A 25,869-nucleotide genomic window follows, 5' to 3' on the forward strand; every position below is an offset into this window, starting at 1 on the left:
ACAACGCCGACGAACCGTGAGACAGTCGCATCCAGCGGATGCCCTTCTGCGCGGACCGGTCAAGCCTTAGACAAGCCCGATCGTTCCTCGTCAGAGGGGCATTCGTGCTTTCCGACGCGCAGTCACCCGCCTATTCGACGGTGGATCGAGGCTCAGCGCGCCGGGCGGGGCGGGTGGTCCTCCCTCCCGCGTCCTCCGTCTCTGGGTGCAGCTGCACTCAGAGACGTAGGACCGCGGGGGGAGCGCGGCGGGTCGGCGGGCGCCGGACTCCGGGTCGGCTCCGGGTGTTCCCGGATGGTCCGGGGGCGCCCGCGGCGGCGACGATGGCGGACCGGGCAGGACGGCGGCGTCGAAGGCAGCGGCGCTCCCAGGAACGGGCTCTACCGTCGTCCCCACCCGGCGCCGACGACGAGGAGGGCCCTCCCCAGGTGGACGAGACCATCGACCTCGCCGGGCTGGCCGGGACCCGCCACGTCGACCTCCTGGAGGACGGCGACCCGCGGCAGATCGGCCCCTACCGGCTGCTGTGCCGGCTCCCCCGCGGCGGGCAGGGCGCCGACGTGCTCGTCGGCCAGGCCGGCTCGGACCCGCTCGTGGTGATCAAGCGGCTGCCGGAGGCGGCGCCGGAGCTGGCCCGCCGGCGGCTGGCCACGGAGGTGGCGAACGCCTCCCGGGTGAAGAGCTCCCGGGTGGCGCGCATCGTCGACCAGGACCTCACCGCCGAGGCCCCCTACTACGTGCAGGAGTACGTCGCCGGGACGCCGCTGGACGAGTTCCTGGCCCAGCGCTCCGGCGGGCTCAACGACGAGGAGCTGCGGCGGATCGCCATCGGCCTGCTGCGCGCGCTGCGCGACGTGCACGCCGCCGGGGTGGTCCACCGCGACGTGAAGCCGGGCAACATCATCATCGCCGGCTCCGACGTGTGGCTGGTCGATTTCGGCATCAGCCGCTACATCGGCCCGGAGACGGTCCCGGGCACCGCCACCACGGGCATCGCCGCGCTGGGCACGAAGCTGTTCGCCAGCCCCGAGCAGCTGCAGGGCGCGGTGCTCACCGAGGCCAGCGACGTCTTCAGCTGGGGGATGGTCATCGCCTTCGCCGCGGGCGCGGTGCACCCCGTCGACCCGGACGACGAGCTGCCCGACTCCGACTACTTCCTCGCGCTGCGCGCCGGGCGGCTGTCGCTGGCCGCCGTCCCGCACAACCTGCTCGACAGCGTGACCCAGGCGCTGCGCTTCGACCCGGCCCGGCGGCCGACCGTCGCGCAGCTGGCGCGGCAGGTCGAGGCGCGCACCCGCTGGCTGGGCGGCGCCTCGCAGATCCCCGACCCGCGGACCAACCTCGGCGACCTCCGCTCGGTCGACGCGGTGGTGGAGGCCGGCCGCTACCAGCTCTCCCGGCTGGAGCGGGCGGTCGCCGACACGCGCAGCGGGTACGCCGCGGCGCTGGCCCTGGCCGTGCTCGCCGGTCTCGTCGCCGGGCTGGTCCTGGCCGTGCTGTTCCACGTCGTCGTCTAGAGCCCCGGAGGAGACCCTCGTGTCCGGCATGTACGAACGGGCCCTCGCCCAGCAGCGGCTCGACGCGCGCCGCCAGCGGTTCCGCGAGCGCCGGCGGGTGCTGCTGGCGGTCTTCTGCGCGGCCGCCGTCCTCTTCTTCGTCGTGTTCGTCCGCTGACCGCGATGCGCGCCCGCGTCTGCCCCCGCTGCCTGGAGCCCCTGCCCGCCGCCGTCTGGCGCGACGCCGCCGGGGTGCCCCGCCGGCCGCCGGTGACCCGCCGCTCCCGGTTCCCCCGCTGGCTGGAGCCGCTGCGCGCCGACGCCTCGCCTGCGCCCACGCCGCGCGACGCCGCCGGCGCGGCCGCGGCGCACGTGGTGCCGACCTGCCCCCGCGGGCACCGGCTGCCCCCGGCCTACCTGGACCGGCCGACGATCGTCCTCGGCCTGGTCGGCCTGACCGGCGCCTCGAAGAGCACCTACCTCACCGTGCTCGTCGACCTGCTGCACGAGGGCGCGCTGGCGCCGCTGGGCATCTCGGTGGAGATGGAGGAGGACAGCGCCGCCCGCTTCGACGAGCACCGCTACCGGCTGGTCGTCGAGCGCCGCCAGCTGCCGCTGACCCTGCCGCTGCTGGGCGAGGGCACCAGCCCCGAGCCGTTCGTGCTGGTCCTGCGCGGGCCCGGCCGCGGCGGGTCCGAGCGCACCCTCAACCTGGTCGTCTTCGACGCCTCCGGGGAGCAGCTGTACCGCAGCGAGGACATGGGGCAGTACGGCAAGTTCCTGTACGCGGCCAACGCCCTGGTCGTGCTGCTCTCCCCCGGTGTCTTCCCCGGGCTGCGGCACCTGGCCGACCCCGGGGAGGAGGGCCTGGGCCTGTCCCGGCACACGCAGATGGTGGTCAACCTCGGCGCCCTGCTGCGCAGCGCCCGCAACCTGCACCCCGACAGCCCCGTCGAGGACGTCTCGGCCGCGGTCGTCCTCGCCAAGGCCGACAAGCTGCGCGCGCTGCCCGACTTCCCCGAGGAGGCGCTGCGGGACGTCGACCTGGCCGCGCGCCCGCTGTCGTCGTGGTTCGCCGACGCCCGGACGACGAGCTCCCGGCTGGTCGACTTCCTGGAGCTGCGCGGCGGGGCCAACCTGCTCACCGCGCTGCTGCACCGGCTGCCCCGGCCGACCGTGCACGCGGTGAGCGCCACCGGCGCCGACGCCCGGGACGGCGGTTACCCCACCCTCGCCCCGGTCGGGGTCCTCGAGCCGCTGCTGGTGTTGCTGGCCCGGCACGGCTTCCTCGCCGAGGAGGGCCTCGACCCGGAGGAGACCGGCGCCCGCCGCGAGTGGTCCCGGTGACCGACTGCCCCCAGGCGGTCTACACCTCCGCACGGCGCACCCTCGAGGGCCCGGGGTTCGGCGTCTTCGCCGTGTCCGCGGGCTGGCCGGCCGCGCTCGGCCGCACCCGCACCGCCCTCGGCGGGCTGGTCGCCGGCAGCCCCGGTGGCGGGGAGGCCTTCGGGGTGGTGCACCGGGACGGGGGCCGGCTGCTCACCCGCACCGTCGCCGCCTCCGCCGACGGGTTCGGCCGGGAGGGCAACTACCTGGTGCACCTGCTGTGGGACGGCGCCGGGCGGCTGGGGCCCCGCGACCTGCTGGCCGTGCGCCGGGCCGGGCTGTTCCTCGACGCGCTCCCGGCCGACGCCGCGCCCACCACCGACCTCCCGCCGCTGCCGGTGCCCGAGCCGGAGCGCGCCGCCCCGGTGCTCAGCGGCGAGGACGTCGACGCGCTCATCCCACCTCTGGCCCGGCTGCTGGCCGCGCTGGCCGCCGGCCGGGGCGAGCTGACCCTGCCCCCGGTGACCCCGGGGGGCCGCGACGTGGCCGCGGTGCTCTTCGACGTGCTGCCCCGGACCCTGGCGGCGCCGGTGTCGCTGAGCGCGGGCCCGGTCGCCGACCGCGGCGACCGGGCGCCGGTCCGGGTGCGCCTGGACGCCGCCCCCGCCGCGGGACGGCGGCCCACCGCGGCCGACACCGAGCGGGCCCGCACCCTCCTCGAGGCCGCCGGCAAGGGCGACCTCGCCCCGGACACGCTGACCGACGTCCGCCAGCTCGACGTGTGGCTGTTCGCCGACGCGTGGGCCGACGCCGACGCCGACGCCCTCACCCCCGAGCAGGTCGGGTGCGTGCTCGACTCGGTCGCCGCACCGCGCTGGCTGGCCCGCGGCCGCAACACCGCCGCCGCGCTCGAGCTGGCCGACGACCCGCACGTGGCCCGCCCGCTGGCCGGGGCGGTCGCCCGCGACGCGGCCGCGGCCCTGCGGGTGCGCGAGCAGGTCCTCGCCGGGCTCCTCGACGAGGTGCTCGACGGCGCCGAGGGTCCCGGCGAGCGGGCGGTCGAGCTGGCCGCGCTCACCCAGGGCGACCTGTGCCGCGCGCTGGCCTCCGCGGTCACCGGCGGCCGCCGGGTGGCCCGGCTGGGCGGCGAGGCGCGGCTGCTGGTCGAGCAGACGCTCAGCCTGGGCGTGGAGCTGCCGCTGCTCGAGCTGACCGACGACCTGTGGGAGCTGGCCCAGCTGGCCACCCGGCGGCGGGTCGTCGGCGACGCGCTGGTCGCCCAGTGGCCCACCGCGCCGGCCGACCGCCAGCCGGCCCTGCTGGGGCACCTGCTGGTGGCCGACGCCGGCTGGCTGTCCCGGCTGGAGCCGGTGCTCGCGCCCACCGGGCTGCCGCAGGTGCTGCGCTGGGCGGCGCTGCGGCTCGACGCCCCCGGGGTGGAGCGGCTGGCGCTGACCGTCGCCACCGGCGGCGCGGCCGGCCGCGGGTGGGCGCTGCGGGAGGTCCTCCTCGGCGCCGAGCTGCCCGCCGACGAGGCCGCGGCGGTGCTCGCCCGCAACCTCACCGTGCTGCTGGCCGACGACGGCTGGCCGCGCGACGTCGCCGCGGCCCTGGCCCGCGGTCGCGCGGGGGGCGACGACACCGGGCCCCGGCGGCGGCGCGGCCCCCGACGCCCCCGCCCGTGATCATGGGGATCTGATCGGCTGCGGCGGCGTGTCCGCGCGTGTCGCGAGCAGGTTCTCCATGATCGACTTCCCGACGGCGGGGAGGGGCAGCGGGGAGGGCAGCGGGGGGTGCGACGGGGAGGGCGAGGGTCGCTGACCCCGTTCCGCCCGGCGCCCGTCGTCGGGCACAGTGGGCCGCATGACGGATCCGGCCGGGGCCCCGGGCCTCGTCCTCGTCGCCTGCGCCCCGGCGGTGGGCCGGGGGCTCGCCGCCGACCTCGGCGCCCGGTACGGCGCCGCCCGGGTCGTCGCGGCGGTGGACGGGGCGGAGGCCCTCCGGGTGCTGGGTGCACGGTCCCGCGACGTCGCGGTCGCCCTGGTCGCCGGCCGGCTGCCCGACGGGTCCGGCATCGACGTGCTCCGGGAGGTCCGCCGGCGGCACCCCGCGGTGCGCCGGGCGCTGCTGAGCCCGCAGTACGTCAGCGACCCCGCCGAGTACGACGCGGGCCGGCTGCTCGAGGAGGCGCTCGACGAGGGCGTCGCCCAGGCGGTGGTGCCCCGGCCCTGGCAGCCCGCGGCCGACCGGCTCTACCCGCCGCTCGACGACCTCCTCGAGGGGTGGCAGCTCGACCGCGACGCCGAGGTCGCCACGGTCACGCTGGTCAGCCCGGCCACGTCGGCGCACGGCAACGGGCTCCGCGACCTGCTCACCCGCAACGGCCTGCCCCACGAGTGGCTCGACCCCGGGTCGGCGCGGGGCGGCGCCCTCCGGGCGCGGGCCGGGGCGGCGGCGGAGCAGGTCGTCGTGGCCCTGCACAACGGGGCGCTGCTCGTGGACCCCGGCCCCCGGCAGATCGCCGAGCGGCTCGGCGTCCGGATGCGCCCCGAGCGCGAGGCCTACGACCTCGTCGTGGTCGGCGCCGGACCCGCCGGGCTGGCCACCGCGGTCTACGGCGCCTCCGAGGGGCTGCACACCCTGGTCGTCGAGGCCGAGGCCTTCGGCGGCCAGGCCGGGACCAGCTCGCGGATCGAGAACTACCTGGGCTTCCCCAGCGGCATCAGCGGCGGCGCGCTGATGCACCGCGCCGGGATCCAGGCCGTGCGACTGGGCGCGGAGACGGTCATCCCGCTGCGGGCGACCTCGCTGGACCGGCGGGACGGCTGGTACGTCGTCGGGCTGGACGGGGGCGCCGAGGTCCGCACGCGGGCCGTCGTCCTCGCCCTCGGCGTCACCTACCGGCGGCTGCTCGCCGCGGGCACCGAGGCCCTCGTGGGCAGCGGGGTGCACTACGGCTCACCGACCGTGCAGCTGCCGGGGGTGGCCGGCGGGCAGGTGTTCATCGTCGGTGGCGGCAACTCGGCCGGTCAGGCGGCCGTGCGACTGGCGGAGTCGGCCGCACGGGTGACCCTGGTCGTCCGTGCCCGCTCGCTGGCCGCCGGGATGTCGCACTACCTGGTCGAGCAGCTCGCCGCGCTCCCGACCGTCCGGGTCGTGACCGGCACCGAGGTGGCTGCCTGCCACGGGGACGAGCGGCTCACCGGGCTGACGCTGCGCAGCGCCTCCGGGGACGCCGGGGTGCCCGCGGACGCGCTGTTCGTCATGATCGGCGCCGTCCCCGGCACCGGCTGGCTCCCCCCGGAGGTGCTGCGCGACCCCGCGGGCTTCGTCCGCACCGGGCCGGACCTGCCGCCGTCCGGGGACGGGGAGCGCCCCCGGCAGCTGCTGGAGACCGCGGCGCCCGGCGTCTTCGCCGTCGGGGACGTCCGCTCGGGTTCGGTCAAGCGCGTCGCGGCGGCCGTCGGGGAGGGGTCCGTCGTCGTCTCGCTCGTGCACGGGTACCTGGCCGGGCTCGGCGAGGCCGAGGACGCCGCGCGGGTGCGCGTCTGAGGGGTCCCGCGGCCGCGGTCAGGTCCGGCCGAGACCGACCAGGGTCACGTCGTCGGTGGACGGCGGGTCGAGCGCGGCCAGGACGTCGTCCAGCAGCTGCTGCGGCTCCCGCCCGGCGGTCACGGCCGCGGCCCGCAGGGCGTCGAGGCCGTCGGCGACCGTCCGGCCGCGGCGCTCCACCAGCCCGTCGCTGTAGAGCAGCAGCCGGTCGTCGCCGTCGAGCTGCAGCGTGCCGGCCCGGTGCTCGGCGTCGTCGAGCAGCCCGAGCGCGGGGCCGCGCCCGTCGCGCACCAGCTCCGCGCCGGCCCCGGTCAGGTGCAGGACCGGCGGGTGCCCGGCGTTGGCGAGCACGGCGCGGCCGGTCTCCGGGTCGAGCTCGACGACCACGGCGGTGGCGAGCTCCCCGGGCAGCAGCGCCGCGACCACCTGGTTGAGCCCCTCCAGCGCGGCCGCGGGCCCCCGGTCGCGCAGCAGGTGGGCGCGCAGGGCGTGGCGGAGCTGGGCGGTCACCGAGGCGGCGGCCAGGCCGTGGCCGGCGACGTCCCCCAGCACGACCGCGAGCCGGCCGCTGGGCAGCGGGACCAGGTCGTACCAGTCGCCGCCGACCACGTCGTCGGCGCTGGGCCGGTAGCGGGCGGCCAGCGCGACCCCCGGGACCTTGGGCAGCTCCTCGAGCAGCAGGGTGCGCTGGAGGGCCGAGGCCAGCCGGTTGTCCTCCTCGGCGCGGGCCAGGGAGGCGGCGGCCACCTGGCCGGCCACCGCACGCGCGGCCGCCACCTCGTGCGGGCGCCACGGGCGGGCGGTGCCCCGGACGGTCTCGGTCCACGCGGCGAAGGAGCTCCGCGGGGACAGCCGCGGCCCGGTCGGCGTGCGCACCGTCGGGGTGTTGTACGGGTTGCCGCCCCAGGTGACCTCGCGCGGCGTCTCCGGGCGGAACCAGGCCAGGAAGTCGCCGCGGCGCCCGCCGACCGGCACCGCCAGCACCCCCGCGGCGGTGCCGGCGAGCCCGGCCTCCGCGGGCAGCACGCGGCCGAGCGCGTCGGTGGCCTCGCAGCCGGCGTCGAGCAGCGCGGTGACCAGCGGCACCACCCGGTCGGCCGGCGGCGTCGCACCGAGCAGCCGGAGGCGGCCCTCCAGGCGCACCGCGGCGCCGCCGGCCGGCACCAGGTCCAGCACCGACGGCTCGCCCTCGGTCAGCACCTGCGCGGCCGTCCGCGGGGCCCGTCCCAGAGCGGCGACCAGCAGGGTCTGGCGCTGCGCCGCACCCACCACGTCGTCCCGGTCGCCGGCCTCCTCGGTGGTGCGCAGGAGCAGCGAGGCCGTCCGGCCGAGGAACTCCGCGGCGACCCGGTCGGGGTGGGAGGGCCGGCGCGGCCCGGCGTAGTGGTGGCAGGAGACCAGGCCCCACAACCGGCCGCGGTCGATGAGCGACACCGACATCGAGGCGACCACGCCCATGTTCGCCAGGTACTGCAGGTGCACCGGGGAGACGCTGCGCAGCACCGCGCCGGCGAGGTCCAGCGGCCGCCCGGTCGAGGGGGTGGGCGTGGGCACCAGCGGCACCGGGGTGTACGTGGCGTCGGGGATCAGCCGCATCCAGTTGCGGGCGTAGAGCGCCCGGGCCTGGGCGGGGATGTCGCCGGCCGGGTAGCGCAGCCCGAGGAACGGCTCGAGGTCGGCGCGGCGGGCCTCGGCGACCACCTCGCCGTTCCAGTCGGCGTCGAAGCGGTAGACCATCACCCGGTCGAAGCCGGTGAGCTGCCGGACGTCGCGGGCCAGCACGTCGGTCAGCTCGGCGAGCGTCCGGGAGGCCGACAGCCGCTGCAGGACGGCGGGGAGCCGGCGGTGCCAGGCCGCCCCGGCCTCCTCCGAGCCGGCGACCGGCTCCCACTCGGTGACCAGCAGCCCGTCGGTGCGGTGCAGGACGACGTCGAACTCGGCGGCGTCGACCCGCAGCCGCAGCGGCTCGGCGCCGCCCGGGTCGTCGGGCCCCTGCGCCTCGGCGGCCACGCGCAGCCGGTGCACGTCGTCGGGGGTGAGCAGGTCGGGCAGCGCGCGGACCGGGCCGAGCAGCGCCGCGGCGTTGGCGGAGGCGACCTCGACCTCGAGCCCGGGCTCGGTGACCGCGAGCAGGACGCCGTGCGGCTGGACGGCGCCGGGGACGGCGATGGGCTCTTCGGCGCAGCCGGCCAGCGCCTTCTCGTCGGCCCCGGGGACGGCGGGCGGGGGCGGGGGGACGGGCTGCGCGGACGACGTCGTCATCGCCGTCGACCCTACGGGCCGACCTCCGGCTCGCTCAGCGTCGGCGACTCCACGATCGGGACGACCGCCTGCAGCTCGAGCAGGTCGAGGACCAGCCACACCGCGCGGTTGCCCCTCGGGCAGACGACCTCCAGCGCGGTGCCGGCCGCGCGGGCGCGGCGGGCGGCGAACGCGAGGGTCCGGGCGCCGGAGGAGTCCAGGAAGGTGGTCGGGGTGAGGTCGACCACCAGCGCGCGGGGCGCCTGGGACAGCAGGGACATCACGGCGTCGGTGAGCTGTGGGGCCGTCGCGATGTCGAGCTCGCCCCGTACCCTCAGCCCTGGTCGCCCGAGGACCGACGACCGCTCGATGTCGAAGAGCACGTTGCGGTCCCCTCTCGTGGTCACTGGCCTCCCGGAAGGGTAGTTGCCACCGCTCAGGGAAGCAGGCTCTGCATGGACATCCGGTTCAGCGTCCGCCTTCCGGTGGACAGCCAGAGCGTGCCGTTCGTGCGCGGGCTGTGCCGGCAGGCCCTGGAGCACCTGGGCGTCTCCCCCGACGTCGTGGCCGAGGTGACGCTGGCCCTGACCGAGGCCTGCGCCAACGTCGTCCAGCACGCCGGCGACCACGCCGGGTACGAGGTCGAGGTGGCCATCGACGACCGGCTGTGCGTGATCAGCGTGCGCGACGACGGCGAGGGCTTCGACCCCGCGGCTCCGGCCGGGGTCGAGGACCCGCTGCTCGGCGGGGGGCGCGGCCTGCTGCTCATGCAGGCCCTCGTCGACCGGCTGCACTTCCAGCACGACCCGGACGGCGGGCACCGGGTCACCCTCGAGAAGCGGCTCGCCCCCACGCCGCTGCGGCTCGTGGACCCGAGGTGAGGGGGAGCCCCGCCGGCGCGAGGGTGGTCGCCGGCTGATGGCCGTCCCGGGAGAGGTCCTCGCGGCCCGCTACCGGCTGGACTCCGCGGTCGCCACCGGCGGCATGGGTGAGGTCTGGCGCGCCCGCGACCTGGTGCTCGACCGGCCGGTGGCGGTCAAGGTGCTGCGCGAGGAGCTCGCCGCCGAGGCCGGCTTCCGGGCCCGCTTCCGCGCCGAGGCGCGGCTGGCCGGCGGGCTGGTGCACCCGAACGTCGCCACGCTGCACGACTACGGCGAGGAGGTCACCGGCTCGCGGCACCGCGCCTGGCTGGTGATGGAGCTGGTGGACGGCGAGCCGCTGTCGGCGCTGCTGGCCCGCGAGCGGCGGCCGGCCCCGGACCGGGTGCTGGACCTGCTGCGGCAGGCCGCCGCCGGGCTGGCCGCCGCGCACGCCGCCGGGATCGTGCACCGCGACGTCAAGCCGGCCAACGTCCTGCTCCGCACCGACGGCACGGTGAAGCTGACCGACTTCGGCATCGCCCGGTCGGCGGCCAGCCTGCCGGTGACCCGTACCGGGCAGGTCATGGGCACCGCCCAGTACCTGGCGCCGGAGCTGCTGCGGGGCGCCGCGGCGACGCCGGCCAGCGACGTCTACTCCTTCGGCGCGGTCGCCTACGAGTGCCTCGCCGGCCGCCGCGCCTTCGACGGCCCCGTCCCGGCCCAGGTGGTGCTGCAGCAGCTCGAGCAGGACCCCGACCCGTTGCCCGCCGACGTCCCCGGCCCGCTGCGCGAGCTCGTGCGGCGCACCCTCGCCAAGGACCCCGCGCAGCGGCCCCCGGACGGCGCCGCCCTGCTGCGGGCGCTGACCGCGGCCGGCTCCGGGCACGGGCCCGCGCCCGCGCCCGCGCCCGCCGACGACGCGACCCGGGAGCTGCCGGCCGTCGGCGCGGCCGCCCCCGCCGGCACCCGGGTCCTGCCGCTGCCGCCGGCGCCCGGGGGCGCGACGACCGCAGGACCGGCGACCGGGGGTCGGCCGCCCGCGGACCCGGCGGAGCGGCCGGCCCGCCGCCGGTGGCTGCCGGCGGCCGCGGCGGTCCTGGTCGCCGCCCTGGCGGTGGCGCTCGTGCTGGGCCTCGGCGAGGGCGGGGCACCGGCGTCCGAGCCGGCGCCGAGCAGCCCGACGACGTCCGCGCCCGCGCCGCCGGAGACGGTGACCGTGCCCGGTGCCGCGCTGGTGGGCCGGCCGGTCGACCAGGTCGAGGCCGAGCTGGCCGCGCTGAGCCTGGTCGTGCAGCGGCGTCCCCTGCAGACCGCGGACGTGCCGGCCGGCCAGGTGATCGCGGTCGACCCGACCGGCGAGCTCCCCCCGGGCTCGACCGTCACGGTCACCCACGCCACCTCCCCGCCGCCACCCGCCCCGGCGCCCACGACGGCACCCGCCCCGGCGCCCGCGCCGGCCCCCCAGCCCTCCGGGGACGAGGGGTCCGCCGACGGCGGCGAGGAGGAGTCGTCCGGGGAGGAGGACGAGGACGACGAGGAGGCCGACCGCGGCACCGGCAACGGGCGCGGCAACGGCCGCGGCCGGGACGGCTGAGCGGGCTCCTCAGCGGGCCGGCGCGACCTCCCGGGCCAGGGCGGCGCCCCAGTCGCGGGCCCGCGCCTCCTCCCCCGCCTGCAGCGGCCCCTCGGCCGCGGTGACGCGGAAGTGCTCGGCCGGCGCGACCAGCCGGCAGCCGCGGTCGGTGAGCAGCCGCTCCTCGGTGTGCGACGCGTGGTCGAAGTGCACCAGCATCCGCGGGTGGTCCATGCGGGTGTCGAAGGCCGCCGCGGCCAGACCGGGCGCCTCCAGCGAGAGCTCACCGAGCCACTCGCGCAGCCCGACGTCCACCGTGGCCAGGTGCAGCTCGGGGTGGTCGCGGACGGCGCCCTCCCGGGTGGCGCGGCGCGGCATCGCCATCGCGTGGTTGGGTCCGCCGACCACGAGGAGGGCGACGTCCGACCCGATGCGGGTCGGCGCCTCGGCCGCGGCCACCACCGTGGCGGGCAGCTGCCCGGACAGGCCGTCGGCGACGGCGCGGGCGATGGTGCGGGCGTTGCCGAACAGGGACTCGTAGACCACGAGGGCGCGGGTCACGGCGTCCTCCTCTCGGGGCGGGGGCGGTACCGACGCTAGGGCGGCACCGCCCCGCCGACCGCCGACCGAGGTCCGCTCCGGAGCGGGCCGGAGGTCCCGGGCGGCCGGCGCCCGCGGCGGCGTCGCCGGCCGGCCGCTCAGCTCCGCCAGCGCGCGCGGACGTCCTCGGCGAAGGCCGTGTACTCGCGGACCGGCAGGACCTCCTCCAGCGTGAGGTGGTGGCTCATCGGCAGCGCACCCATCACGATCCGGTCGAGCTGGTCGTGCGACTCGACGTCGACGATGCCGATGACCCGGCGCTGCCCCGAGACCTTGTAGAGGCTCTTGATGACCCCGGCCTCCATCGCGCCGACCGCCGCCTGTGTCTCGCGCTCCCACTCGTCCCAGAACTCCTCGCGGTCCAGCCGGGTGTGCTCGACGCGGAAGCTGAGGTGGAACAGCACGGCGGCTCCTGGCACTCGGGCGGCGGGCGCTCGGCGCCGCCGCGGACGGGGGTGCGCGCCAGCCTGCTCGGGACGCCGGGTACGGGCAAGAGGTCCGCGGGGTACGGGGCACCCGTGGAGACGATCAACGACCGACTGCTGAGCTGGGCGTCGATCCTCGAGCCGACCACCCGCCTGCAGGCCGAGCGGACGGCGTCCATGCCGTTCGTCCGCCCGCACGTGGCGCTGATGCCGGACGCGCACCTGGGCAAGGGCGCCACCGTCGGCTCGGTCATCCCCACCGACGGCGCGGTCATCCCCGCGGCGGTCGGGGTGGACATCGGCTGCGGGATGGACGCCGTCCGCACGCAGTTCGCCGCCGCCGACCTCGCCGGCCGCGACCTGAGCGCGCTGCACCAGCAGATCGCGCGGGCGGTCCCCCTGTCGGCCGGCCGGTACAACCGCCGTCTGCGCGACTCCGCGGCCGCGCGGGTGGCCGAGCTCCGGGAGCTGCCGGGCGCCGCCCAGGCCGACGGGGCAGCGCCCAACTGGCCGCTGCAGCTGGGCTCCCTCGGCTCCGGCAACCACTTCATCGAGGTCTCGCTCGACGAGACCGACCGGGTGTGGCTGTTCCTGCACTCGGGTTCGCGCGGGGTGGGCAACCGGCTGGCGTCGAAGCACATCGCGGTCGCGCAGGAGCGCTGCCGCGGGGAGCACCTGCCCGACCGCGACCTCGCCTACCTGGTCGAGGGGACGCCGGAGTTCGACGCCTACGTCGAGGCCCTGCTGTGGGCGCAGCGGTTCGCCGCGCTGAACCGGGCCGAGATGGTCGACCGCGTCGCCGAGCAGGTCTCCCGCTTCCTCGGCACGGAGGTGCAGCGGGTGCAGGAGGTCTCCTGCCACCACAACTACACCGCGCGGGAGACCCACCTCGGCCGGGAGGTGTGGCTGTCCCGGAAGGGGGCGATCTCCGCGCAGGCGGGCCAGTGGGGTCTCGTCCCCGGCTCGATGGGCACGGCGTCCTACGTCGTCGTGGGCCGGGGCCACCCCCTGGCCCTGATGTCGGCCCCGCACGGCGCCGGACGCAACCACTCCCGGGGCGCGGCCCGGCGGCTGTTCACCCGCGCCGACCTCGACCGGCGGATGGCCGGCATCGCGTGGGGCCGGTCGGACGCCTTCCTCGACGAGCACCCGGAGGCCTACAAGGCGATCGAGGTCGTGATGGCCGACGCCGCGGACCTGGTGGAGGTCCGGCACACGCTGCGCCAGGTGGTCAACGTCAAGGGCGACTAGGCCGGGCGGCTCTCATCGGGGTCGAGCCGTGCAACGGCCACGTGGGCGGCCGAGCGCCGTCGTGCTCATCGTCCTGGTCGACGACCCGGAGCCACCACGGGAGTGCTGACCGCGTTCCCGCGGGAACGCGGTCAAGGCGTCGGGCGTGACGACGTTCCCGCGGGAACGTCTGGCACGCGGTGGCAGGTGTCGTCGAGCGGTTGCACCTGCCGGCCCACGATCAGGACCGATGGCAGTGCACGGAGCTCCGACAGCGCTGTCCGCGCCGAGCCGGGCGCCTCCCGCGCGACAGCCGCCACGATCCGGGTCGACGTCACGCAGGGGCGCCGAGCGGCGGGTGCTCGAGCACGCGTGGCCTGTACTCGACCAGCTGGATGCGGCCGTCGAAGGTCCGGTGGTCGATCATCTCCAGGGCGACGTCCGGGTAGCCGTCGTAGATGCGTTCTGCGCCCGTGGCCCCGGTGATCACCGGGAAGATCCCGACCCGGAAGCGGTCGACGAGCCCGGCTCGGAGCAGGGACCGGCACAGGCTGAGGCTGCCGATCGTGCTGAGCAGCCCCGAGCCGCTCGACTTCATGGCGCGGACCGCCGCGACGGCGTCGCCGCGGACGAGCGCGCAGTTGGCCCATGTCAGCGGCTCCTCGAGCGAGGAGGAGAACACCACCTTGGACGCCTGCGTGAGCTCGTCGACGGACTCCTGCTCCTCGGGCCTGAACTCGTCCTGGCCGTCCGGGACCTCCCCGGCGGCGAAGCCCGACATCAGGCGGTAGGTGTTCGCTCCCATCAGGTAGGTGACCTCGGGCTGCTCGCCGAGCCAGGCGAGGTACTCCGGGCCCTCGACCCCCCAGAACCCGGGCCAGCCCTCTCCCGACGCGTAGCCGTCCAGGGAGGTGATGAAATCGACGAGAAGCTCCGACATGGCGGTGCCCTTTCCTCGGGTGTCACGAGCTCGGACGGGCCGGGAGCCACGAACTCATCGGCCTCGCTGTGGGGTCAGGAGGAAACCCATGGCGCTACGACGTCCCGAGACCTCGCAGGTAGAACTCGTCATGGAGCAGGTGGGGGTCCGCACCGGCGACGACGAGGGGCTGGTCACCCGCCGCTCGACCCCAGACCGAGCCGGATCTCCCGTCGCCCTGAGCGGCCCACCCAGGGATGGCCGTGGCTCAGGAGTCGCGGAGCGGACGTGTCGGCCGGTGAGGTCGCATGACGTTCCCGCTGCTCGAATGCATGTCGGACGACACTCCCCTGTGGCTGCCAGGTGGCGCGGAGGGGTCGCAGGCCTGTCCAGGTGAGGCCGAACCTCCACCAGGCGTGCATGAAGCTGTAGCCTGAGCGGTCGAGCAGCAGGAGCCCTGACTGGTGAGGACGGCGGCCATGAGACAGGCCGTGAGGGGACACGAGGACATCCTGCGCGCTGTTGCGGGCCTGAGCTGGGTCTTGCTTCTCTTCGGACTTCTCTACCTCATCGCCGCGGTAGCGCCGGACAGCGGCATGTACTGGGACGTCGAGCGGCAGTCGACGACTGCGTGGATCGGCATCGGCTTGCTGACCACGGCTGTGCCCGTGGGAGTGGTGGCCCTCGTCCTGGACCGACACAACCACGTCCGCGACTACGCCCCCGGGGAGTCCCGCGCCGGGATCCGGCACCCAGTCGCGCTCGCCGTTGCTCTCGCCTTCGCCGCCCTCGCAGCCTTGGTTCTCGTCGTCATCGTGGCGCGCGCCTTCTGAGCTGGTGCCAACCGCACCATCTCCCCGGCATGTGCTGAGTTCCTTGTCCAACTGTCCGGTAGGCCGCCTTCAGGGACTCGTGCGGTGGCGCGCAGCATCAGCAGGACACGCCCGCGCTCCGGCAGGGCCGGTCGGCCCGCGGCCACAGGGCCCTCCGCCGGAGCGCCGACGACGGGCGGACCCTGCCGGCCGGCCGGCGGCGCGAGGAGGCTGGACGCCGTGACCGCCCACCCGCGCACCTCCCCGGACCGCGCCGCGAACCGTTCCCGGCCCGGCACCGCCCGCGCGGCCCGGCAGGACCGGGCCTGGCTGGCCGGCATCACGGCCCGTGGCGACCGGTTCGACCCGGACGCCGTCGCCGACCTGCCCGAGCCGGCCCGCCGGTTCCTGCGGCACGCGGTGACGCCGGGGACCCCGCTGTGGCGCTCGGTGGAGCTGCGCATGCGCGGCCGGATCCGGATCGGTGCCTGGCGGCCGTTCACCGCCCGGCAGGTTCTCGCCCCGCCCACCGGCTTCGTCTGGGCGGCGACCGCCCGGTTCGCCGGGCTGCCGGTCACCGGCTTCGACCGCCTCACCGGCGGCACCGGCCAGATGCGCTGGAAGCTGCTCGGCCTGCTGCCGGTGCTCACCGCCACCGGCGCGGACGTCACCCGCAGCGCCGCCGGCCGGCTCGCCGGGGAGGGCCTGTGCTGGCTGCCCACCGGCTACCCGGACGTCGCCTGGTCGGCCGGCGACGACCCCGACACCGTGACCGCCACGTACCGGATCGGGCACCGGTACGCCGGGGACGACCGCACCGCGAGCGAGGTCGCGCACCTCCGGATCGGTCCGGACGGCGGGCTGCGGGAGCTCGTGCTCCAGCGCTGGGGCGACCCGGGCGGGCGGCCGGCCGGGCGGTACCCGTTCGGCGTCGCGGTGGAGGCCGAGCGCACCTGGCAGGGGGTCACCGTGCCCTCGATCGTCCGCGCCGGCTGGGACCGGGGCACCGACCGGCAGGCCGAGGGCGAGTTCTTCCGCGCCGAGATCACCGACGTGACGTTCCGCTGAGCTCGGCACGACGAGCCCGGCACCGCGTACCCGCCTGGCGGGGGCGGATGGGTCCTGCGAGGCTCCGGGTATGCCGCCCGGCACCGCAGGCGCACTGTTCGACCGGTTCCTGGCCACTGCGGAGGCGGTCGCGCAGGCACGGCCCGAGGTGGACGTCGAGGTGGCTCAGGAGGTGTTCCTCGAGGCGGCGACCCTGCTGCACGACGGCCTCGTCCTCGACGACCTGGACGAGCACGATGCTCGCGCGGTCATCGCGGGGCTGTGCGCCGACCTCGCCGCCGCGGACCCCGGCGCCAGGGTCCGCGCACGCGCCCGGGCGGCGTCGGAGGACCCGGGGGGCCTGCACGACCCGGAACGCGTGTCCGCGACCTACCTGCTCGCCGCCGCGACCCTGCAGCTCTGAGCGCCGTCCCGGTGGGCGGGCGGCCGGCGGGTTGCCGGCCGGACCACCCGCCCGCCCGCCGTCAGGAGGACGGCGTCAGCTCGCGCACCCGGGCGATGAACTCCTTCTCGCAGAAGTCCAGGAAACCGTCCGGGTCGGGCCCGGTGTTCTGCAGCACCAGCCGGTCGAACCCGGCGTCCACGTAGGGCTGGGCCTGCTGCAGGTGCACCTCGGCGTCCGGGCCGACGGAGAACTGCTGGCGGATGTCGTCGGGCTTCACCGTGGCGCTGGCCGCCTCGAAGTTGACCGGGTTGGGCAGCTCGCTCATCACCTTCCAGCCGGTCAGCGCCCACCGGCTGGTCTCCAGCGCGGCCTGGACGGCGGACTCCTCGTCGCTCGCCCACGCCATCGGCACCTCGGCGTAGTGCGGGCCCGTGCCGCCGGCGTCCCGGTAGGCCTCGACCAGGTCGGTGCGCGGCTCCGTGGCGAACAGCCCGTCGCCGTGCTCGGCGGCCAGCGCGGAGGCGTTGCGCCCCCCGCTGGCCACCGCGATCAGCGGCAGCTCGTCGGGGAGGTCGAAGACGCGGGCGTCCTCCAGCTGCAGGTGCTTCCCCTCGAAGGACTGGTAGCCGCCCTGCCACAGCAGCTTGATGATCTGCAGGGCCTCGCGGAGCATCTCGTGCCGGATGTGCACCGCCGGCCAGCCGGTGCCGACGACGTGCTCGTTGAGCCGCTCCCCGGCGCCGATGCCGAGGGTGAAGCGGTTGCCGGAGAGGATCTGCACCGTCGCGGCGGCCTGGGCGATGATCGCCGGGTGGTACCGGATGATCGGGCAGGTCACGCCGGTGGTCAGCCCGATCCGCTCCGTCCTCGCCGCCATCGCGCCCAGCAGCGACCACGTGAACGCGCTGTGGCCCTGGTCGTCCAGCCAGGGGTGGTAGTGGTCGCTCATCTCGACGAAGTCGAAGCCCGCCTGCTCGGCGCGCACCGTCTGCCGGATGATCTCCTCAGGGCCGAAGGCCTCGGTGGCGAGCTTGTAGCCGACCTGCATCACGTCGTCCTCACTGTGGGGTCCCTCGGTCCCCTGTGCGCGTGCCCGGGTCGTGCGCGACGGAAACGGCACGCCGGGGTGTCGTGACGTGGGCCACTAGGGTCGCCGCATGGCGGACAGGCAGCTGCGGACGGTCCTCGAGGGTGGCGGGTTCTTCGAGGGCCCGCGCTGGCACGAGGGCACCTGGTGGGTGTCGGACTTCTACCGGCACCAGGTCAGCCGGGTGCGCCCCGACGGGGCCGAGACCGTGGTGGTGGAGGTGGAGCAGCAGCCCTCGGGGCTCGGCTGGCTGCCCGACGGGTCCCTGGTGCTCGTCTCGATGAAGGACCGGCGGCTGCTGCGGTTCGCCGACGGGGAGCTCACCGTGCACGCCGACCTGGCCGCGCACTGCGGCGGGCACCTCAACGACCTGGTCGTCGACGCCGGCGGGCACGTGTTCGTGGGCGACTTCGGCTTCGACCTCATGGGCGGCGGCGCACCCGTCACCGCCTCCCTCAAGCGCGTCGACCCCGACGGCTCGGTGACCGTGGTGGCCGACGGGCTGCGCTTCCCGAACGGCTCGGTGATCACCGACGACGGCGGCGCGCTGCTGGTCGGCGAGACCCTCGGCAACCGCTACAGCGCCTTCGACCTGGCCCCCGACGGGTCGCTGTCGAACCGGCGGACCTGGGCGCAGTTCGGGCCCGAGCCCACCGGCACCACGACCGAGGAGGTCCTCGGCCAGCTGGTCGTGGCCCCCGACGGCTGCACGCTGGACGCCGACCGCCACCTGTGGGCCGCCGACGGCATCGGCGGCCGGGTGGTGCGGGTCGCGCCCGGCGGCGGGGTCGTCGACGAGATCGCCGCCCCCGAGGGGCTCGGCGTGTACGCCTGCATGCTCGGCGGGGATGACGGCCGCACGCTGCTCCTGTGCTGCGCGCCGGACTTCTACGAGCACAACCGCGCGCCGGTGCGCGAGGCGGTGCTCCTCGCGACCGAGGTGGACGTGCCGCACGCCGGGCGCCCCTGACCGCCTCAATCCTCCCCCGCGTCGGGCCCGCTGCCGGGGTCGCGGGCCAGCAGCCACGTCGCGCCCCCGAGCAGCAACCCGGCGACGACCGAGAGGACGACGACCGCCGGGATGCCGAGATCCACCCACCGCTCGAGCAGCAGCCGGGTCTGCGACGTCGGGTCGGCCAGCACGACCCCCACGAAGACCGCCACCAGCAGGCCCGCCGCCACCGCGAACACGTGCGAGAACGGGCCGGTCCAGCCGGTGCGCTGCCGCACCGCCCGGGCGGCCTTGACGATGCGCCCGGCCCGCAGCACCCGCAGCGCGCCGACCGTGCGGGCCAGGCGGAGCACCTGCACCGGGCCGAGGGCGAAGACGACGGCGAGGACGACCAGCAGGGTCATGCCGATGAGGCCGAGGTGCCCGCGGATCCACGCGCGCCGGTCCCCGGTGACGGCGAACAGCACCACGGTCTCGGCCACCAGGACCACGCCGCTGGCGACGTCGACGACCCGGCCGGCCGTTCCCCAGACGCCCTCGGCGATGGAGAGGAACATCGCCGGGACCGACGCGAGCGCCGCGACGAGCACCGGCAGGGCCAGCCGGTCCTGCCACCGCTGCTCGCGGCTCCTCACGCCGGGCACGCTCACGCTCCCGGACGCGCCGCGGCCCCCGCCACCGGGGCGGGGGCCGCGGCGGGGTCGGCGCTCAGCCGCGACCGCGGCCGCGGGGGGCGCCCCCCTTGCCCTTGTTGCCCAGGTTCGAGACCAGCTTCTTGATCTTCGCCTGGTTCTGCGGCTTGCTGGCCTCGTCGATCGCCTTCTTGGCGATCCCCGCCTTGCCGAGCTTGCTCAGCAGTCCCATGACCGCCTCCTCGTGGATCGGGTGCACCGGTCCCCGGAGGGGTGCCCGCAGGACCCGCCGTCAACCGTGCCGTGCGTTACCGGGATGCGTCGGTCCTCGGACGGCGGGGTGCCGGGCCGCACGCGACCGCGCCCCCGGCCGAGGGGGCCGGGGGCGCGGTCGCCCCGCGGGTCCGGCGGGTGCCGGCGCGTGGGGGGCTGCGGTCCGGGGACCGCGGGTTCAGTGGGCGCGCCCGTAGCCGCCGCCGCGGTTGCCCTTCTGCTTGTTCTGGAAGTCCGCGATGAACTTCTTGATCTTCGCCTGGTTGTGCGGCTTGCTGGCCTCCTGGATCACCTTCGCGGCGATCCCGGACGCCAGCACCTTGCGCAGCATGCCGGCCATCTCTGCCTCCCTGGGGTCGGAGTCTGTTGGGGAGTTGGTGCCCGGGGAACGTCCTGGCCACACCCCCGGGTTCCCGCGCACGACGTCGTCCGCCGGTCACGCTGCGTCCGGGCTCGCCGCGCATGCCAGAATTCGTCGGAGCCACCGCGCATGGACCCCGCACCACCGGTCCGGACGCGCGTCCGGCCGTCGTCGCAGGTCAGGAGGACGAGCCGGGGCCCGACCCCCTCCCGGCGCCCCCCGCACGCCCGTCGGGCGGGGGGCTGCGGCGCCCCCTAGCGTCTGTCGCGGCCCGGACGGGATCGGTTCGTCACCACCCGGTGGCACCCGCCGGACCACCGCCGAACAGGCCCCGGCACGACCGCCGGGGCAGGGCCGGGGACCCACCGCACGTCTGGGGTGAAGCGCGCGTGCCGCGCCGGGCGACTCCTCCGTCCGAACCCGTCAGCTAACCCGGTAGGCGGTCTCGTGGAGAACAGGAGACCCGTCGTCCATGACGACTGCCCGCACCACCCTCGCTCGCCGCTCGTTCCGCACCGTCGCCGTCGCCGCCGTCGCGGGCGCCGGCATCGCCCTCTCCCCGCTGCCGGCAACGGCGAGCACCGGCGGCACCACCGTCGCCGCCGTCGCCCCGGTCGCCGCGGCGGCCCCCGCCCCCACCGGCGCCGCCCAGGTCGCCGTCGACACGGCCCTGGCCCAGATCGGCGACATGTACGTCTGGGGCGGGTCCGGCCCGGACGTGTTCGACTGCTCGGGTCTGACGCAGTACGCCTACGCCGCCGCCGGCATCTCGCTGCCGCACTCCTCGCGGATGCAGTCGACGACGGGCGCCCCGGTCGCCAAGTCCGACCTGCAGCCGGGTGACCTGGTGTTCTTCTACAGCCCGGTCAGCCACGTCGGCATGTACATCGGCAACGGCCAGATGGTCCACGCCTCGACCGCCGGCAAGCCGGTCGCCGTGGTCAACCTCGACTCGATGCCGAGCTACGCCGGCGCCCGCCGGGTGGCCTGACACCGCACCCCGCACGCCGCCGCCTCCCCGTGCCCCGGGCACGCGGGAGGCGGCGGCGCGGCGTGGGCGGGGACCCTGCCGGCACGGGGGCGGCAGGGCACCTCCGCCGGCGTCAGGACGGCGGGCGCACCCACTGCCCCGCCCGCAGGACGCCCCGCACGTCGACGCCCCCGTCGAGCAGCACCACGTCGGCCCGCCGCCCGGCCTCCAGGGCGCCGACGTCGACCAGGCCCAGTGCCGCGGCCGGGGTCGTCGCGCACACCCGCGCGGCGTCGGCCACGGGCAGGCCCAGATCGGTCACCGCGCGCCGGAAGAGCGCCGCCGCGGTCGCCGTCCCCCCGGCCAGCGCGCCGCCCGCGGCCAGCCGCGCCTGCCCGGCGCGCACCGTCACCGCCAGGCCGCCGAGCGCGTAGGACCCGTCGGGCATGCCGGCCGCGGCCACGGCGTCGCTGACCAGCGCGACCCGGCCCGGCCCCGCGGCGGCCAGCACGTGCCGCTCCCACGCCGGGTGCAGGTGCACCCCGTCGGCGATCAGCTCCACGGTCACCCGCTCGTCGGCCAGCAGCGCCAGCACCGGGCCGGGTTCCCGGCCGGCCGGCGCGGGCATCGCGTTGAGCAGGTGCGTGGCCACCCGGGCCCCGGCGTCCACCGCGGCCCGCACCGCGGCGAACCCGGCGTCGGTGTGCCCGACCGCCGGCACCACCCCCGCGTCGGCGAGCCGGCGCACCGCGTCGAGCCCCCCGGGGAGCTCCGGCGCGACGGTCACCATCCGCACGCACCCGGCACCGGCCACCCGGGCGACCTCCCCGGGTGTGGGCGGGCGCAGGGCGGCGGGGTCGTGCGCCCCGCAGCGGCCCGGCGCCAGCCACGGTCCCTCCAGGTGCACCCCGGCCAGCTCCCCGTCCTGCACCAGCCCGGCCAGCTCGCCGAGCGCGCGGTCCAGCGCGGCGGGCGGCAGGGAGACCAGCGAGGCCAGGGCGGTCGTCGTCCCCCGGGCACGGTGCACGGCGAGCGCGGTGCGGGCGTCCTCCGCCCCGCCGTCGTAGGCCGCCCCGCCGGCGCCGTGCTGGTGGACGTCGACGAACCCGGGCACCAGCGTGCGCCCGGCGCAGTCGAGGACGCGCTCCGCGGCCGGGGCCGGGCCGGTGCCGACCCCGGTGAGCCGGTCGCCGGTGACGTGCACCCAGCCGCCGGCGAGGACGCCGGCGGGCGTGGCGACGTCCCCACCGGTCAGCAGCAGCGAACCCATGGGTGCCTCCGTCGCGCCGGCGCTCGACCGGCGGCTCCGGTCCGGCGTCCCCCTAGCCTGGCCGACGTGGGGGAGACGGCACCGGAACCGGGCGCGCTGATGGCCGCCGAGATCGCCGAGCAGCCGCAGGTGTGGGCGCGCCTGCTGCAGGAGGGTGGCGGGGCGGTCGCCGGGGTGGCGGCCGCGGTGCGGGCCCGGCGGCCGCGCTTCGTGCTGCTCGTCGCGCGCGGGACGTCCGACCACGCCGCGCTCTACGCCAAGTACCTGGTCGAGGTGCGGCTCGGCCTGCCGGCCGGGCTGGCCTCGCCCTCCACGGTCACCGCCTACGGCGCGCGGCCGGACCTCTCCGACGTCCTGCTGGTGGCGGTCAGCCAGTCCGGCGGGTCACCGGACCTGGTGCGCTACGTCGAGGTCGGCCGGCAGCGCGGCGCGACGACGGTCGCGGTGACCAACGCGGCGTCGTCCTCCCTGGCGCAGGCGGCGGAGTTCTCCGTGGACGTGCTCGCCGGGCCGGAGCGGGCGGTGGCGGCGACGAAGAGCTACACCGCCCAGCTCCTGGCCCTGCTGCTGCTCGTGGAGGGGCTCCGCGGGGACGTCCCCGACCTCCGCGGGCTGCCGGGGTGGGGCGCCGAGGTGCTCGCGCTGGAGCCGGTCGTGGCCCGGGCCGCCGAGCGGCTGCGGTACGCGCAGCGGCTGGTGGTGACCGGGCGCGGGTACGCCTACCCGACCGCCCGGGAGGCCGCGCTCAAGCTCATGGAGACCTGCTACGTCTCCGCGCACGCGTACTCCGGCGCCGACCTGCTGCACGGCCCCCTGGCGATGGTCGACGCGACCGTGCCCGTGCTGGCCGTGGCCCCCTCGGGAACCGCCGGCGAGGCGATCACCCCGATCCTCCCCCGGCTGCGGGAGACCGGGGCGGACGTGCTGACCGTCGGGTCGGAGGAGGCCGCGCTCGGCGCGAACGCCGGCCTGGTGCTGCCGGACGGCGTTCCCGAGGTCGCCTCGCCGCTGCTGGAGATCCTGCCGTTCCAGCTGCTCGCGCTGCACCTGGCGCGGCTGCGGGGCGGCGATCCGGACTCCCCGCGCGGCCTCCGCAAGGTCACCGAGACCCTGTGACGTCCGGCCGGGGCGTTCCCGCGGGAACGCCCCGGCCGATGGACCTGCGCCTTCTGTCGGTGGGGCCGGGCCCCCTTCGCCGCCGGGCGGCTGTCGGACGCCGAGGTGCGCGCGCTGACCCGCATCGCCACGCCCGACGGCGAGGCCGAGCTGGTCGAGCCGGCACAGCGACGCCCGCCACCGGCACCTCGGCTCAGCCGGACGCGGCCTGCCGGAGCCGGGCGGCCCGCCGGGTGAGGTGGTCGCGCTCGGCGAGGTTCGTCGCGGCCCGCGCCGCCGCGGCGTACAGGTCCGCGGCCTCCGCGAGCTGCCCGGCCCGCTCGTGCAGGTAGGCCGCGGCCGCGGTGCGGCGCGGGAGGCGCGGGTCGACCTCGGCCAGGGCAGCCAGCCCGGCCGGCGCGCCGTCCGCCTCCCCCACTGCCACGGCCCGGTTCAGCCGGGCCACCTCCGAGCCGGTGAGGGCCACCAGCTCGTCGTACCACTCCACGATCTGCACCCAGTCGGTCTCCTCGAACCGCCGGGCGTCGTCGTGCAGGGCGGCGATCGCCGCCTGCGCCTGGTATTCGCCGAGCCGGTCCCGGGCGAGCGCGCCCTGCAGGATCTCCACCCCCTCGGCGATCAGCGCGGTGTCCCACAGCGACCGGTCCTGCTCGGCGAGCGGGACCAGCCGGCCGGCGGGGTCGGTGCGTGCGGCCCGGCGCGCGTGGTGCAGCAGCATGAGCGCGAGCAGGCCGGCGACCTCCGGCTCGTCGGCGGCCGCCGCCAGCTGCCGGGTCACCCGGATCGCCTCGGTGGCGAGGTCGACCTCGCCGGAGTGGCCCTCGTTGTAGATCAGGTAGAGCACCCGCAGCACCGTCGCCAGGTCACCCGGCCGGTCCAGCGGCACCTCGGCGATGCGCCGCTTGGCCCGGCTGATCCGCTGGGCCATCGTCGCCTCGGGCACGAGGTAGGCCTCGGCGATCTGCCGGGTGGTGAGCCCGCCGACGGCCCGCAGCGTGAGCGCCACCGCCGACGCCGGTGCCAGCGACGGGTGCGCGCACAGGGCGTACAGCTGCAGGGTGTCGTCGGCGGCCGGCACCGGGCCCGGCGACGGCTGCAGGTCGTAGGCCACCTCCCGGCCCGAGCGGGCCCGCTCGGAGCGGCGGTGGTCGAGGTACCGGCGCCACGCGACGGTGACCAGCCACCCCTTCGGGTCCCGCGGCGGGTCCGCCGGCCACGTCCCGAGCGCCTTGAGCAGCGCCTCCTGGACGGCGTCCTCGGCCGACGCGAAGTCCGCTCCACGCCGGACGAGGACGCCGATCACCTCGGGGATCAGCTCCCGGAGCCGTGCCCCGTCCACGCCGGGGACCGCGCCCGTGCCCGGTGCCCGGTGCCGCCGCCGGGTCACTCGGTGACCGTGGGCGGGGCACCGAGGAAGGGCCGCACCTCCAGCCACTCGTGGATCGGCTTCCCGCCGGCGCCGGGCGCGGCCGACAGCTCCCCGGCCAGCTCGACGGCGCGCTCCCAGGAGTCGACGTCGATGACCATCCAGCCGGCGATCAGGTCCTTGGTCTCGGCGAACGGCCCGTCGGTGACCGGCGGCCGCCCCTCGCCGTCGGACCGCACCCACGCGCCCTCGGGCGCCAGCGCCTGCCCGTCGACGTACTCGCCGGACTCCCCGAGCCGCGTCGCGAAGCCCTGCATGTAGGCCACGTGGGCGTCGATCTCCTCGGGGGTCCACCGGTCCATCGGCACGTCGTTCACCGATGACGGCGCGCCCCGGTAGTGCTTGAGCAGCAGGTACTTGGCCATGGGATCTCCCTCGTCGGTGCGGCCCATCCTGGCCGCCTCACCCCGGGGACGGAGCCGGCCGCGCGTTCTCGACATCCCCCGGGCAGCGGATCAGGCCGGCGCCCGGCGGCGGTGGAGCCGGGCCGGCCGCCCGGCCAGCCGGCGCACCGACTGCCCCGTCGGCTCGACGTGCCGGGCGATGCGCAGCCGGAAGGCGTCCTCGGTCGAGTCGAAGTGCCCGGCGACGGCGTCGTGCACGACGAACAGCTCGTGCAGGGTGAAGGTGTCCGGCAGCAGCCCGCCCGGGTCGGCGGCCTCGGCGTACTCCCGGCGGGCCCGCTCGAGCGCCGCCGCCAGGACCTCCGGTCGCGCGGCGCCCGCCCCGCCGACCGGGGCCAGCCGCAGCCGCCCGCCGCTCCCCTCCACCACGGGCGCCACCCGCTCGTGGGGCACCCACACCAGGTGCGGGACGCCGAGCACGCCGTCCGGCCCCTGCAGGACGGGCAGCTGGCGCGGCCGGACGTCGTCCCTGGGCACGCCGGCCTCGGCCAGGGAGCGGGCCGCCGCCCGCGCCAGCGGCTCACCCTCGGCGAGCAGCGTCGCCGGCAGCACCCACCCGCCCTGCGCCGATCGGACCTGCAGGACGGCGAGCTCGCCGAGCCGGTCCCCGGGACCGGCGACGTCGGGCGGCAGCACGGTGAGGACGGCGGTGTCGACGGCGACCAGCGGCCGGGCGGGCCCGGGTCCGGCCGCCCGCGCCCCCGCCGCCCCGCGGTCGCGCTTCCCGGCCGGCACCCCGGCCGCGACGGTGCCCTTCTTCCGGGGGCGCTTCGGCGCATCCCTCTCGGCGCCCTTCCTGGCACCCTTCTTCGCGTCCTTCTTCGCGTCCTTCTTCGCCACGAGGGCACCCTAGGGATGGCGAGCGGTACTCGGGAACCCGTCGTCGCTACG

The 25,869-nt window shown here is 77.0% G+C and carries 27 protein-coding genes and 1 riboswitch; of the genes, 14 read left to right on the forward strand and 13 right to left on the reverse strand.

What is annotated here, in order from left to right; all coding sequences use genetic code 11:
• The first annotated feature begins 428 nt into the window (after window positions 1-428).
• The 5 genes from D0Z06_RS11870 (at window position 429) to D0Z06_RS11885 (ending at window position 6,374) form a co-directional block, all read left to right on the forward strand.
• Complete coding sequence (locus D0Z06_RS11870) at window positions 429-1,517, forward strand: serine/threonine-protein kinase (RefSeq protein WP_158579962.1); 1,089 nt, start codon at window positions 429-431, stop codon at window positions 1,515-1,517.
• Window positions 1,518-1,536: 19 nt separating this feature from the next.
• A complete protein-coding gene (locus D0Z06_RS25345; protein ID WP_158579963.1) occupies window positions 1,537-1,674 on the forward strand; it encodes a hypothetical protein in 138 nt (45 codons plus the stop codon).
• Window positions 1,675-1,679: 5 nt separating this feature from the next.
• The gene (locus D0Z06_RS11875) at window positions 1,680-2,843 is read left to right on the forward strand and encodes a TRAFAC clade GTPase domain-containing protein (protein WP_117377605.1); all 1,164 of its coding nucleotides are present in this window, start codon (window positions 1,680-1,682) and stop codon (window positions 2,841-2,843) included.
• On the forward strand, window positions 2,840-4,507 hold the full coding sequence (locus tag D0Z06_RS11880; protein ID WP_147332031.1) for a GAP1-N2 domain-containing protein: 1,668 nt from the start codon (window positions 2,840-2,842) through the stop codon (window positions 4,505-4,507). The genes D0Z06_RS11875 and D0Z06_RS11880 overlap by 4 nt, the downstream gene beginning before the upstream one ends.
• A gap of 178 nt (window positions 4,508-4,685) precedes the next feature.
• The gene (locus D0Z06_RS11885; RefSeq protein WP_147332032.1) at window positions 4,686-6,374 is read left to right on the forward strand and encodes an NAD(P)/FAD-dependent oxidoreductase; all 1,689 of its coding nucleotides are present in this window, start codon (window positions 4,686-4,688) and stop codon (window positions 6,372-6,374) included.
• A gap of 18 nt (window positions 6,375-6,392) precedes the next feature.
• Here D0Z06_RS11885 and D0Z06_RS11890 read toward each other — a convergent pair whose 3' ends face one another.
• Together D0Z06_RS11890 and D0Z06_RS11895 are read right to left on the reverse strand one after the other, a co-directional pair.
• Window positions 6,393-8,636: a SpoIIE family protein phosphatase gene (locus tag D0Z06_RS11890; protein ID WP_117377608.1), complete on the reverse strand. Its 2,244-nt coding sequence runs from the start codon at window positions 8,634-8,636 to the stop codon at window positions 6,393-6,395.
• Window positions 8,637-8,647: 11 nt separating this feature from the next.
• Window positions 8,648-9,022: an STAS domain-containing protein gene (locus tag D0Z06_RS11895; RefSeq protein WP_158579964.1), complete on the reverse strand. Its 375-nt coding sequence runs from the start codon at window positions 9,020-9,022 to the stop codon at window positions 8,648-8,650.
• 48 nt (window positions 9,023-9,070) lie between these two features.
• Between D0Z06_RS11895 and D0Z06_RS11900 the strand changes: the two genes are divergently transcribed.
• A complete protein-coding gene (locus D0Z06_RS11900; protein WP_117377609.1) occupies window positions 9,071-9,496 on the forward strand; it encodes an ATP-binding protein in 426 nt (141 codons plus the stop codon).
• Between the two features lie 37 nt (window positions 9,497-9,533).
• Window positions 9,534-11,069 (forward strand): serine/threonine protein kinase, encoded by a 1,536-nt coding sequence (locus D0Z06_RS11905; protein ID WP_117377610.1) that lies wholly within the window; start codon window positions 9,534-9,536, stop codon window positions 11,067-11,069.
• Between the two features lie 9 nt (window positions 11,070-11,078).
• Here the strand turns inward: D0Z06_RS11905 and D0Z06_RS11910 are convergent, their stop codons facing one another.
• A complete protein-coding gene (locus D0Z06_RS11910; RefSeq protein WP_117377611.1) occupies window positions 11,079-11,609 on the reverse strand; it encodes a flavodoxin family protein in 531 nt (176 codons plus the stop codon).
• Between the two features lie 137 nt (window positions 11,610-11,746).
• The gene (locus tag D0Z06_RS11915) at window positions 11,747-12,052 is read right to left on the reverse strand and encodes a muconolactone Delta-isomerase family protein (protein WP_117377612.1); all 306 of its coding nucleotides are present in this window, start codon (window positions 12,050-12,052) and stop codon (window positions 11,747-11,749) included.
• Between D0Z06_RS11915 and D0Z06_RS11920 the strand changes: the two genes are divergently transcribed.
• On the forward strand, window positions 12,041-13,324 hold the full coding sequence (locus D0Z06_RS11920; RefSeq protein ID WP_233517621.1) for an RtcB family protein: 1,284 nt from the start codon (window positions 12,041-12,043) through the stop codon (window positions 13,322-13,324). The genes D0Z06_RS11915 and D0Z06_RS11920 overlap by 12 nt on opposite strands.
• 313 nt (window positions 13,325-13,637) lie before the next feature.
• Here D0Z06_RS11920 and D0Z06_RS11925 read toward each other — a convergent pair whose 3' ends face one another.
• Complete coding sequence (locus tag D0Z06_RS11925) at window positions 13,638-14,243, reverse strand: dihydrofolate reductase family protein (protein ID WP_117377614.1); 606 nt, start codon at window positions 14,241-14,243, stop codon at window positions 13,638-13,640.
• 458 nt (window positions 14,244-14,701) lie between these two features.
• On the opposite strand from D0Z06_RS11925, the gene D0Z06_RS11930 reads away from it, so the two are divergent.
• From D0Z06_RS11930 to D0Z06_RS11940, 3 genes are all read left to right on the forward strand, one after another.
• Entirely contained in the window at window positions 14,702-15,055 is a 354-nt protein-coding gene (locus tag D0Z06_RS11930) for a hypothetical protein (RefSeq protein WP_147332033.1), read from the forward strand.
• A 219-nt stretch (window positions 15,056-15,274) separates the two neighbouring features.
• Entirely contained in the window at window positions 15,275-16,102 is an 828-nt protein-coding gene (locus D0Z06_RS11935) for a DUF6544 family protein (protein WP_199522266.1), read from the forward strand.
• Between the two features lie 70 nt (window positions 16,103-16,172).
• A complete protein-coding gene (locus D0Z06_RS11940) occupies window positions 16,173-16,505 on the forward strand; it encodes a hypothetical protein (RefSeq protein WP_117377616.1) in 333 nt (110 codons plus the stop codon).
• Between the two features lie 61 nt (window positions 16,506-16,566).
• Here the strand turns inward: D0Z06_RS11940 and D0Z06_RS11945 are convergent, their stop codons facing one another.
• Window positions 16,567-17,535 (reverse strand): TIGR03557 family F420-dependent LLM class oxidoreductase, encoded by a 969-nt coding sequence (locus D0Z06_RS11945; protein ID WP_117377617.1) that lies wholly within the window; start codon window positions 17,533-17,535, stop codon window positions 16,567-16,569.
• A gap of 109 nt (window positions 17,536-17,644) precedes the next feature.
• Between D0Z06_RS11945 and D0Z06_RS11950 the strand changes: the two genes are divergently transcribed.
• Window positions 17,645-18,544 (forward strand): SMP-30/gluconolactonase/LRE family protein, encoded by a 900-nt coding sequence (locus D0Z06_RS11950; RefSeq protein WP_117377618.1) that lies wholly within the window; start codon window positions 17,645-17,647, stop codon window positions 18,542-18,544.
• 5 nt (window positions 18,545-18,549) lie between these two features.
• Here the strand turns inward: D0Z06_RS11950 and D0Z06_RS11955 are convergent, their stop codons facing one another.
• The 3 genes from D0Z06_RS11955 to D0Z06_RS25795 form a co-directional block, all read right to left on the reverse strand.
• Window positions 18,550-19,161 carry a hypothetical protein gene (locus tag D0Z06_RS11955; protein WP_117377797.1) on the reverse strand — a complete coding sequence of 204 codons (612 nt, stop codon included), beginning with the start codon at window positions 19,159-19,161 and terminating at the stop codon, window positions 18,550-18,552.
• Window positions 19,162-19,234: 73 nt separating this feature from the next.
• Window positions 19,235-19,390, reverse strand: coding sequence for a hypothetical protein (locus tag D0Z06_RS25790; protein WP_199522267.1), 156 nt, complete (start codon window positions 19,388-19,390; stop codon window positions 19,235-19,237).
• 219 nt (window positions 19,391-19,609) lie between these two features.
• Complete coding sequence (locus tag D0Z06_RS25795) at window positions 19,610-19,771, reverse strand: hypothetical protein (protein ID WP_199522268.1); 162 nt, start codon at window positions 19,769-19,771, stop codon at window positions 19,610-19,612.
• 352 nt (window positions 19,772-20,123) lie between these two features.
• Window positions 20,124-20,249: riboswitch (cyclic di-AMP (ydaO/yuaA leader) on the forward strand.
• Window positions 20,250-20,264: 15 nt separating this feature from the next.
• Here D0Z06_RS25795 and D0Z06_RS11965 point away from each other — a divergent pair.
• Window positions 20,265-20,783 (forward strand): C40 family peptidase, encoded by a 519-nt coding sequence (locus tag D0Z06_RS11965; RefSeq protein WP_117377620.1) that lies wholly within the window; start codon window positions 20,265-20,267, stop codon window positions 20,781-20,783.
• Between the two features lie 112 nt (window positions 20,784-20,895).
• Here D0Z06_RS11965 and D0Z06_RS11970 read toward each other — a convergent pair whose 3' ends face one another.
• The gene (locus D0Z06_RS11970) at window positions 20,896-22,032 is read right to left on the reverse strand and encodes an N-acetylglucosamine-6-phosphate deacetylase (RefSeq protein WP_117377621.1); all 1,137 of its coding nucleotides are present in this window, start codon (window positions 22,030-22,032) and stop codon (window positions 20,896-20,898) included.
• A gap of 66 nt (window positions 22,033-22,098) precedes the next feature.
• Here D0Z06_RS11970 and D0Z06_RS11975 point away from each other — a divergent pair, with 66 nt between their 5' ends.
• Complete coding sequence (locus tag D0Z06_RS11975; RefSeq protein WP_233517622.1) at window positions 22,099-23,148, forward strand: SIS domain-containing protein; 1,050 nt, start codon at window positions 22,099-22,101, stop codon at window positions 23,146-23,148.
• Between the two features lie 193 nt (window positions 23,149-23,341).
• Here D0Z06_RS11975 and D0Z06_RS11980 read toward each other — a convergent pair whose 3' ends face one another.
• The 3 genes from D0Z06_RS11980 to D0Z06_RS11990 all read right to left on the reverse strand — a co-directional run bounded on the left by D0Z06_RS11980 (window position 23,342) and on the right by D0Z06_RS11990 (window position 25,818).
• Complete coding sequence (locus D0Z06_RS11980; protein ID WP_117377798.1) at window positions 23,342-24,487, reverse strand: RNA polymerase sigma factor; 1,146 nt, start codon at window positions 24,485-24,487, stop codon at window positions 23,342-23,344.
• Window positions 24,488-24,531: 44 nt separating this feature from the next.
• Window positions 24,532-24,939 (reverse strand): YciI family protein, encoded by a 408-nt coding sequence (locus D0Z06_RS11985; protein ID WP_117377623.1) that lies wholly within the window; start codon window positions 24,937-24,939, stop codon window positions 24,532-24,534.
• A 90-nt stretch (window positions 24,940-25,029) separates the two neighbouring features.
• Complete coding sequence (locus D0Z06_RS11990) at window positions 25,030-25,818, reverse strand: NUDIX hydrolase (RefSeq protein ID WP_147332034.1); 789 nt, start codon at window positions 25,816-25,818, stop codon at window positions 25,030-25,032.
• Window positions 25,819-25,869: the final 51 nt, after the last annotated feature.

It is taken from the genome of Geodermatophilus marinus, from assembly GCF_003428645.1.
GTDB lineage: Bacteria > Actinomycetota > Actinomycetes > Mycobacteriales > Geodermatophilaceae > Geodermatophilus.

Bases quoted from the DNA above. Each gene is read 5' to 3' on its own strand.
- D0Z06_RS11875 (WP_117377605.1), top strand. From the start codon at position 1,680: ATGCGCGCCCGCGTCTGCCCCCGCTGCCTGGAGCCCCTGCCCGCCGCC.
- D0Z06_RS11885 (WP_147332032.1), top strand. From the start codon at position 4,686: ATGACGGATCCGGCCGGGGCCCCGGGCCTCGTCCTCGTCGCCTGCGCC.
- D0Z06_RS11890 (WP_117377608.1), bottom strand. From the start codon at position 8,636: ATGACGACGTCGTCCGCGCAGCCCGTCCCCCCGCCCCCGCCCGCCGTC.
- D0Z06_RS11900 (WP_117377609.1), top strand. From the start codon at position 9,071: ATGGACATCCGGTTCAGCGTCCGCCTTCCGGTGGACAGCCAGAGCGTG.
- D0Z06_RS11905 (WP_117377610.1), top strand. From the start codon at position 9,534: ATGGCCGTCCCGGGAGAGGTCCTCGCGGCCCGCTACCGGCTGGACTCC.
- D0Z06_RS11925 (WP_117377614.1), bottom strand. From the start codon at position 14,243: ATGTCGGAGCTTCTCGTCGATTTCATCACCTCCCTGGACGGCTACGCG.
- D0Z06_RS11930 (WP_147332033.1), top strand. From the start codon at position 14,702: ATGAGACAGGCCGTGAGGGGACACGAGGACATCCTGCGCGCTGTTGCG.
- D0Z06_RS11940 (WP_117377616.1), top strand. From the start codon at position 16,173: ATGCCGCCCGGCACCGCAGGCGCACTGTTCGACCGGTTCCTGGCCACT.
- D0Z06_RS11945 (WP_117377617.1), bottom strand. From the start codon at position 17,535: ATGCAGGTCGGCTACAAGCTCGCCACCGAGGCCTTCGGCCCTGAGGAG.
- D0Z06_RS11950 (WP_117377618.1), top strand. From the start codon at position 17,645: ATGGCGGACAGGCAGCTGCGGACGGTCCTCGAGGGTGGCGGGTTCTTC.
- D0Z06_RS25790 (WP_199522267.1), bottom strand. From the start codon at position 19,390: ATGGGACTGCTGAGCAAGCTCGGCAAGGCGGGGATCGCCAAGAAGGCG.
- D0Z06_RS25795 (WP_199522268.1), bottom strand. From the start codon at position 19,771: ATGGCCGGCATGCTGCGCAAGGTGCTGGCGTCCGGGATCGCCGCGAAG.
- D0Z06_RS11965 (WP_117377620.1), top strand. From the start codon at position 20,265: ATGACGACTGCCCGCACCACCCTCGCTCGCCGCTCGTTCCGCACCGTC.
- D0Z06_RS11970 (WP_117377621.1), bottom strand. From the start codon at position 22,032: ATGGGTTCGCTGCTGCTGACCGGTGGGGACGTCGCCACGCCCGCCGGC.
- D0Z06_RS11985 (WP_117377623.1), bottom strand. From the start codon at position 24,939: ATGGCCAAGTACCTGCTGCTCAAGCACTACCGGGGCGCGCCGTCATCG.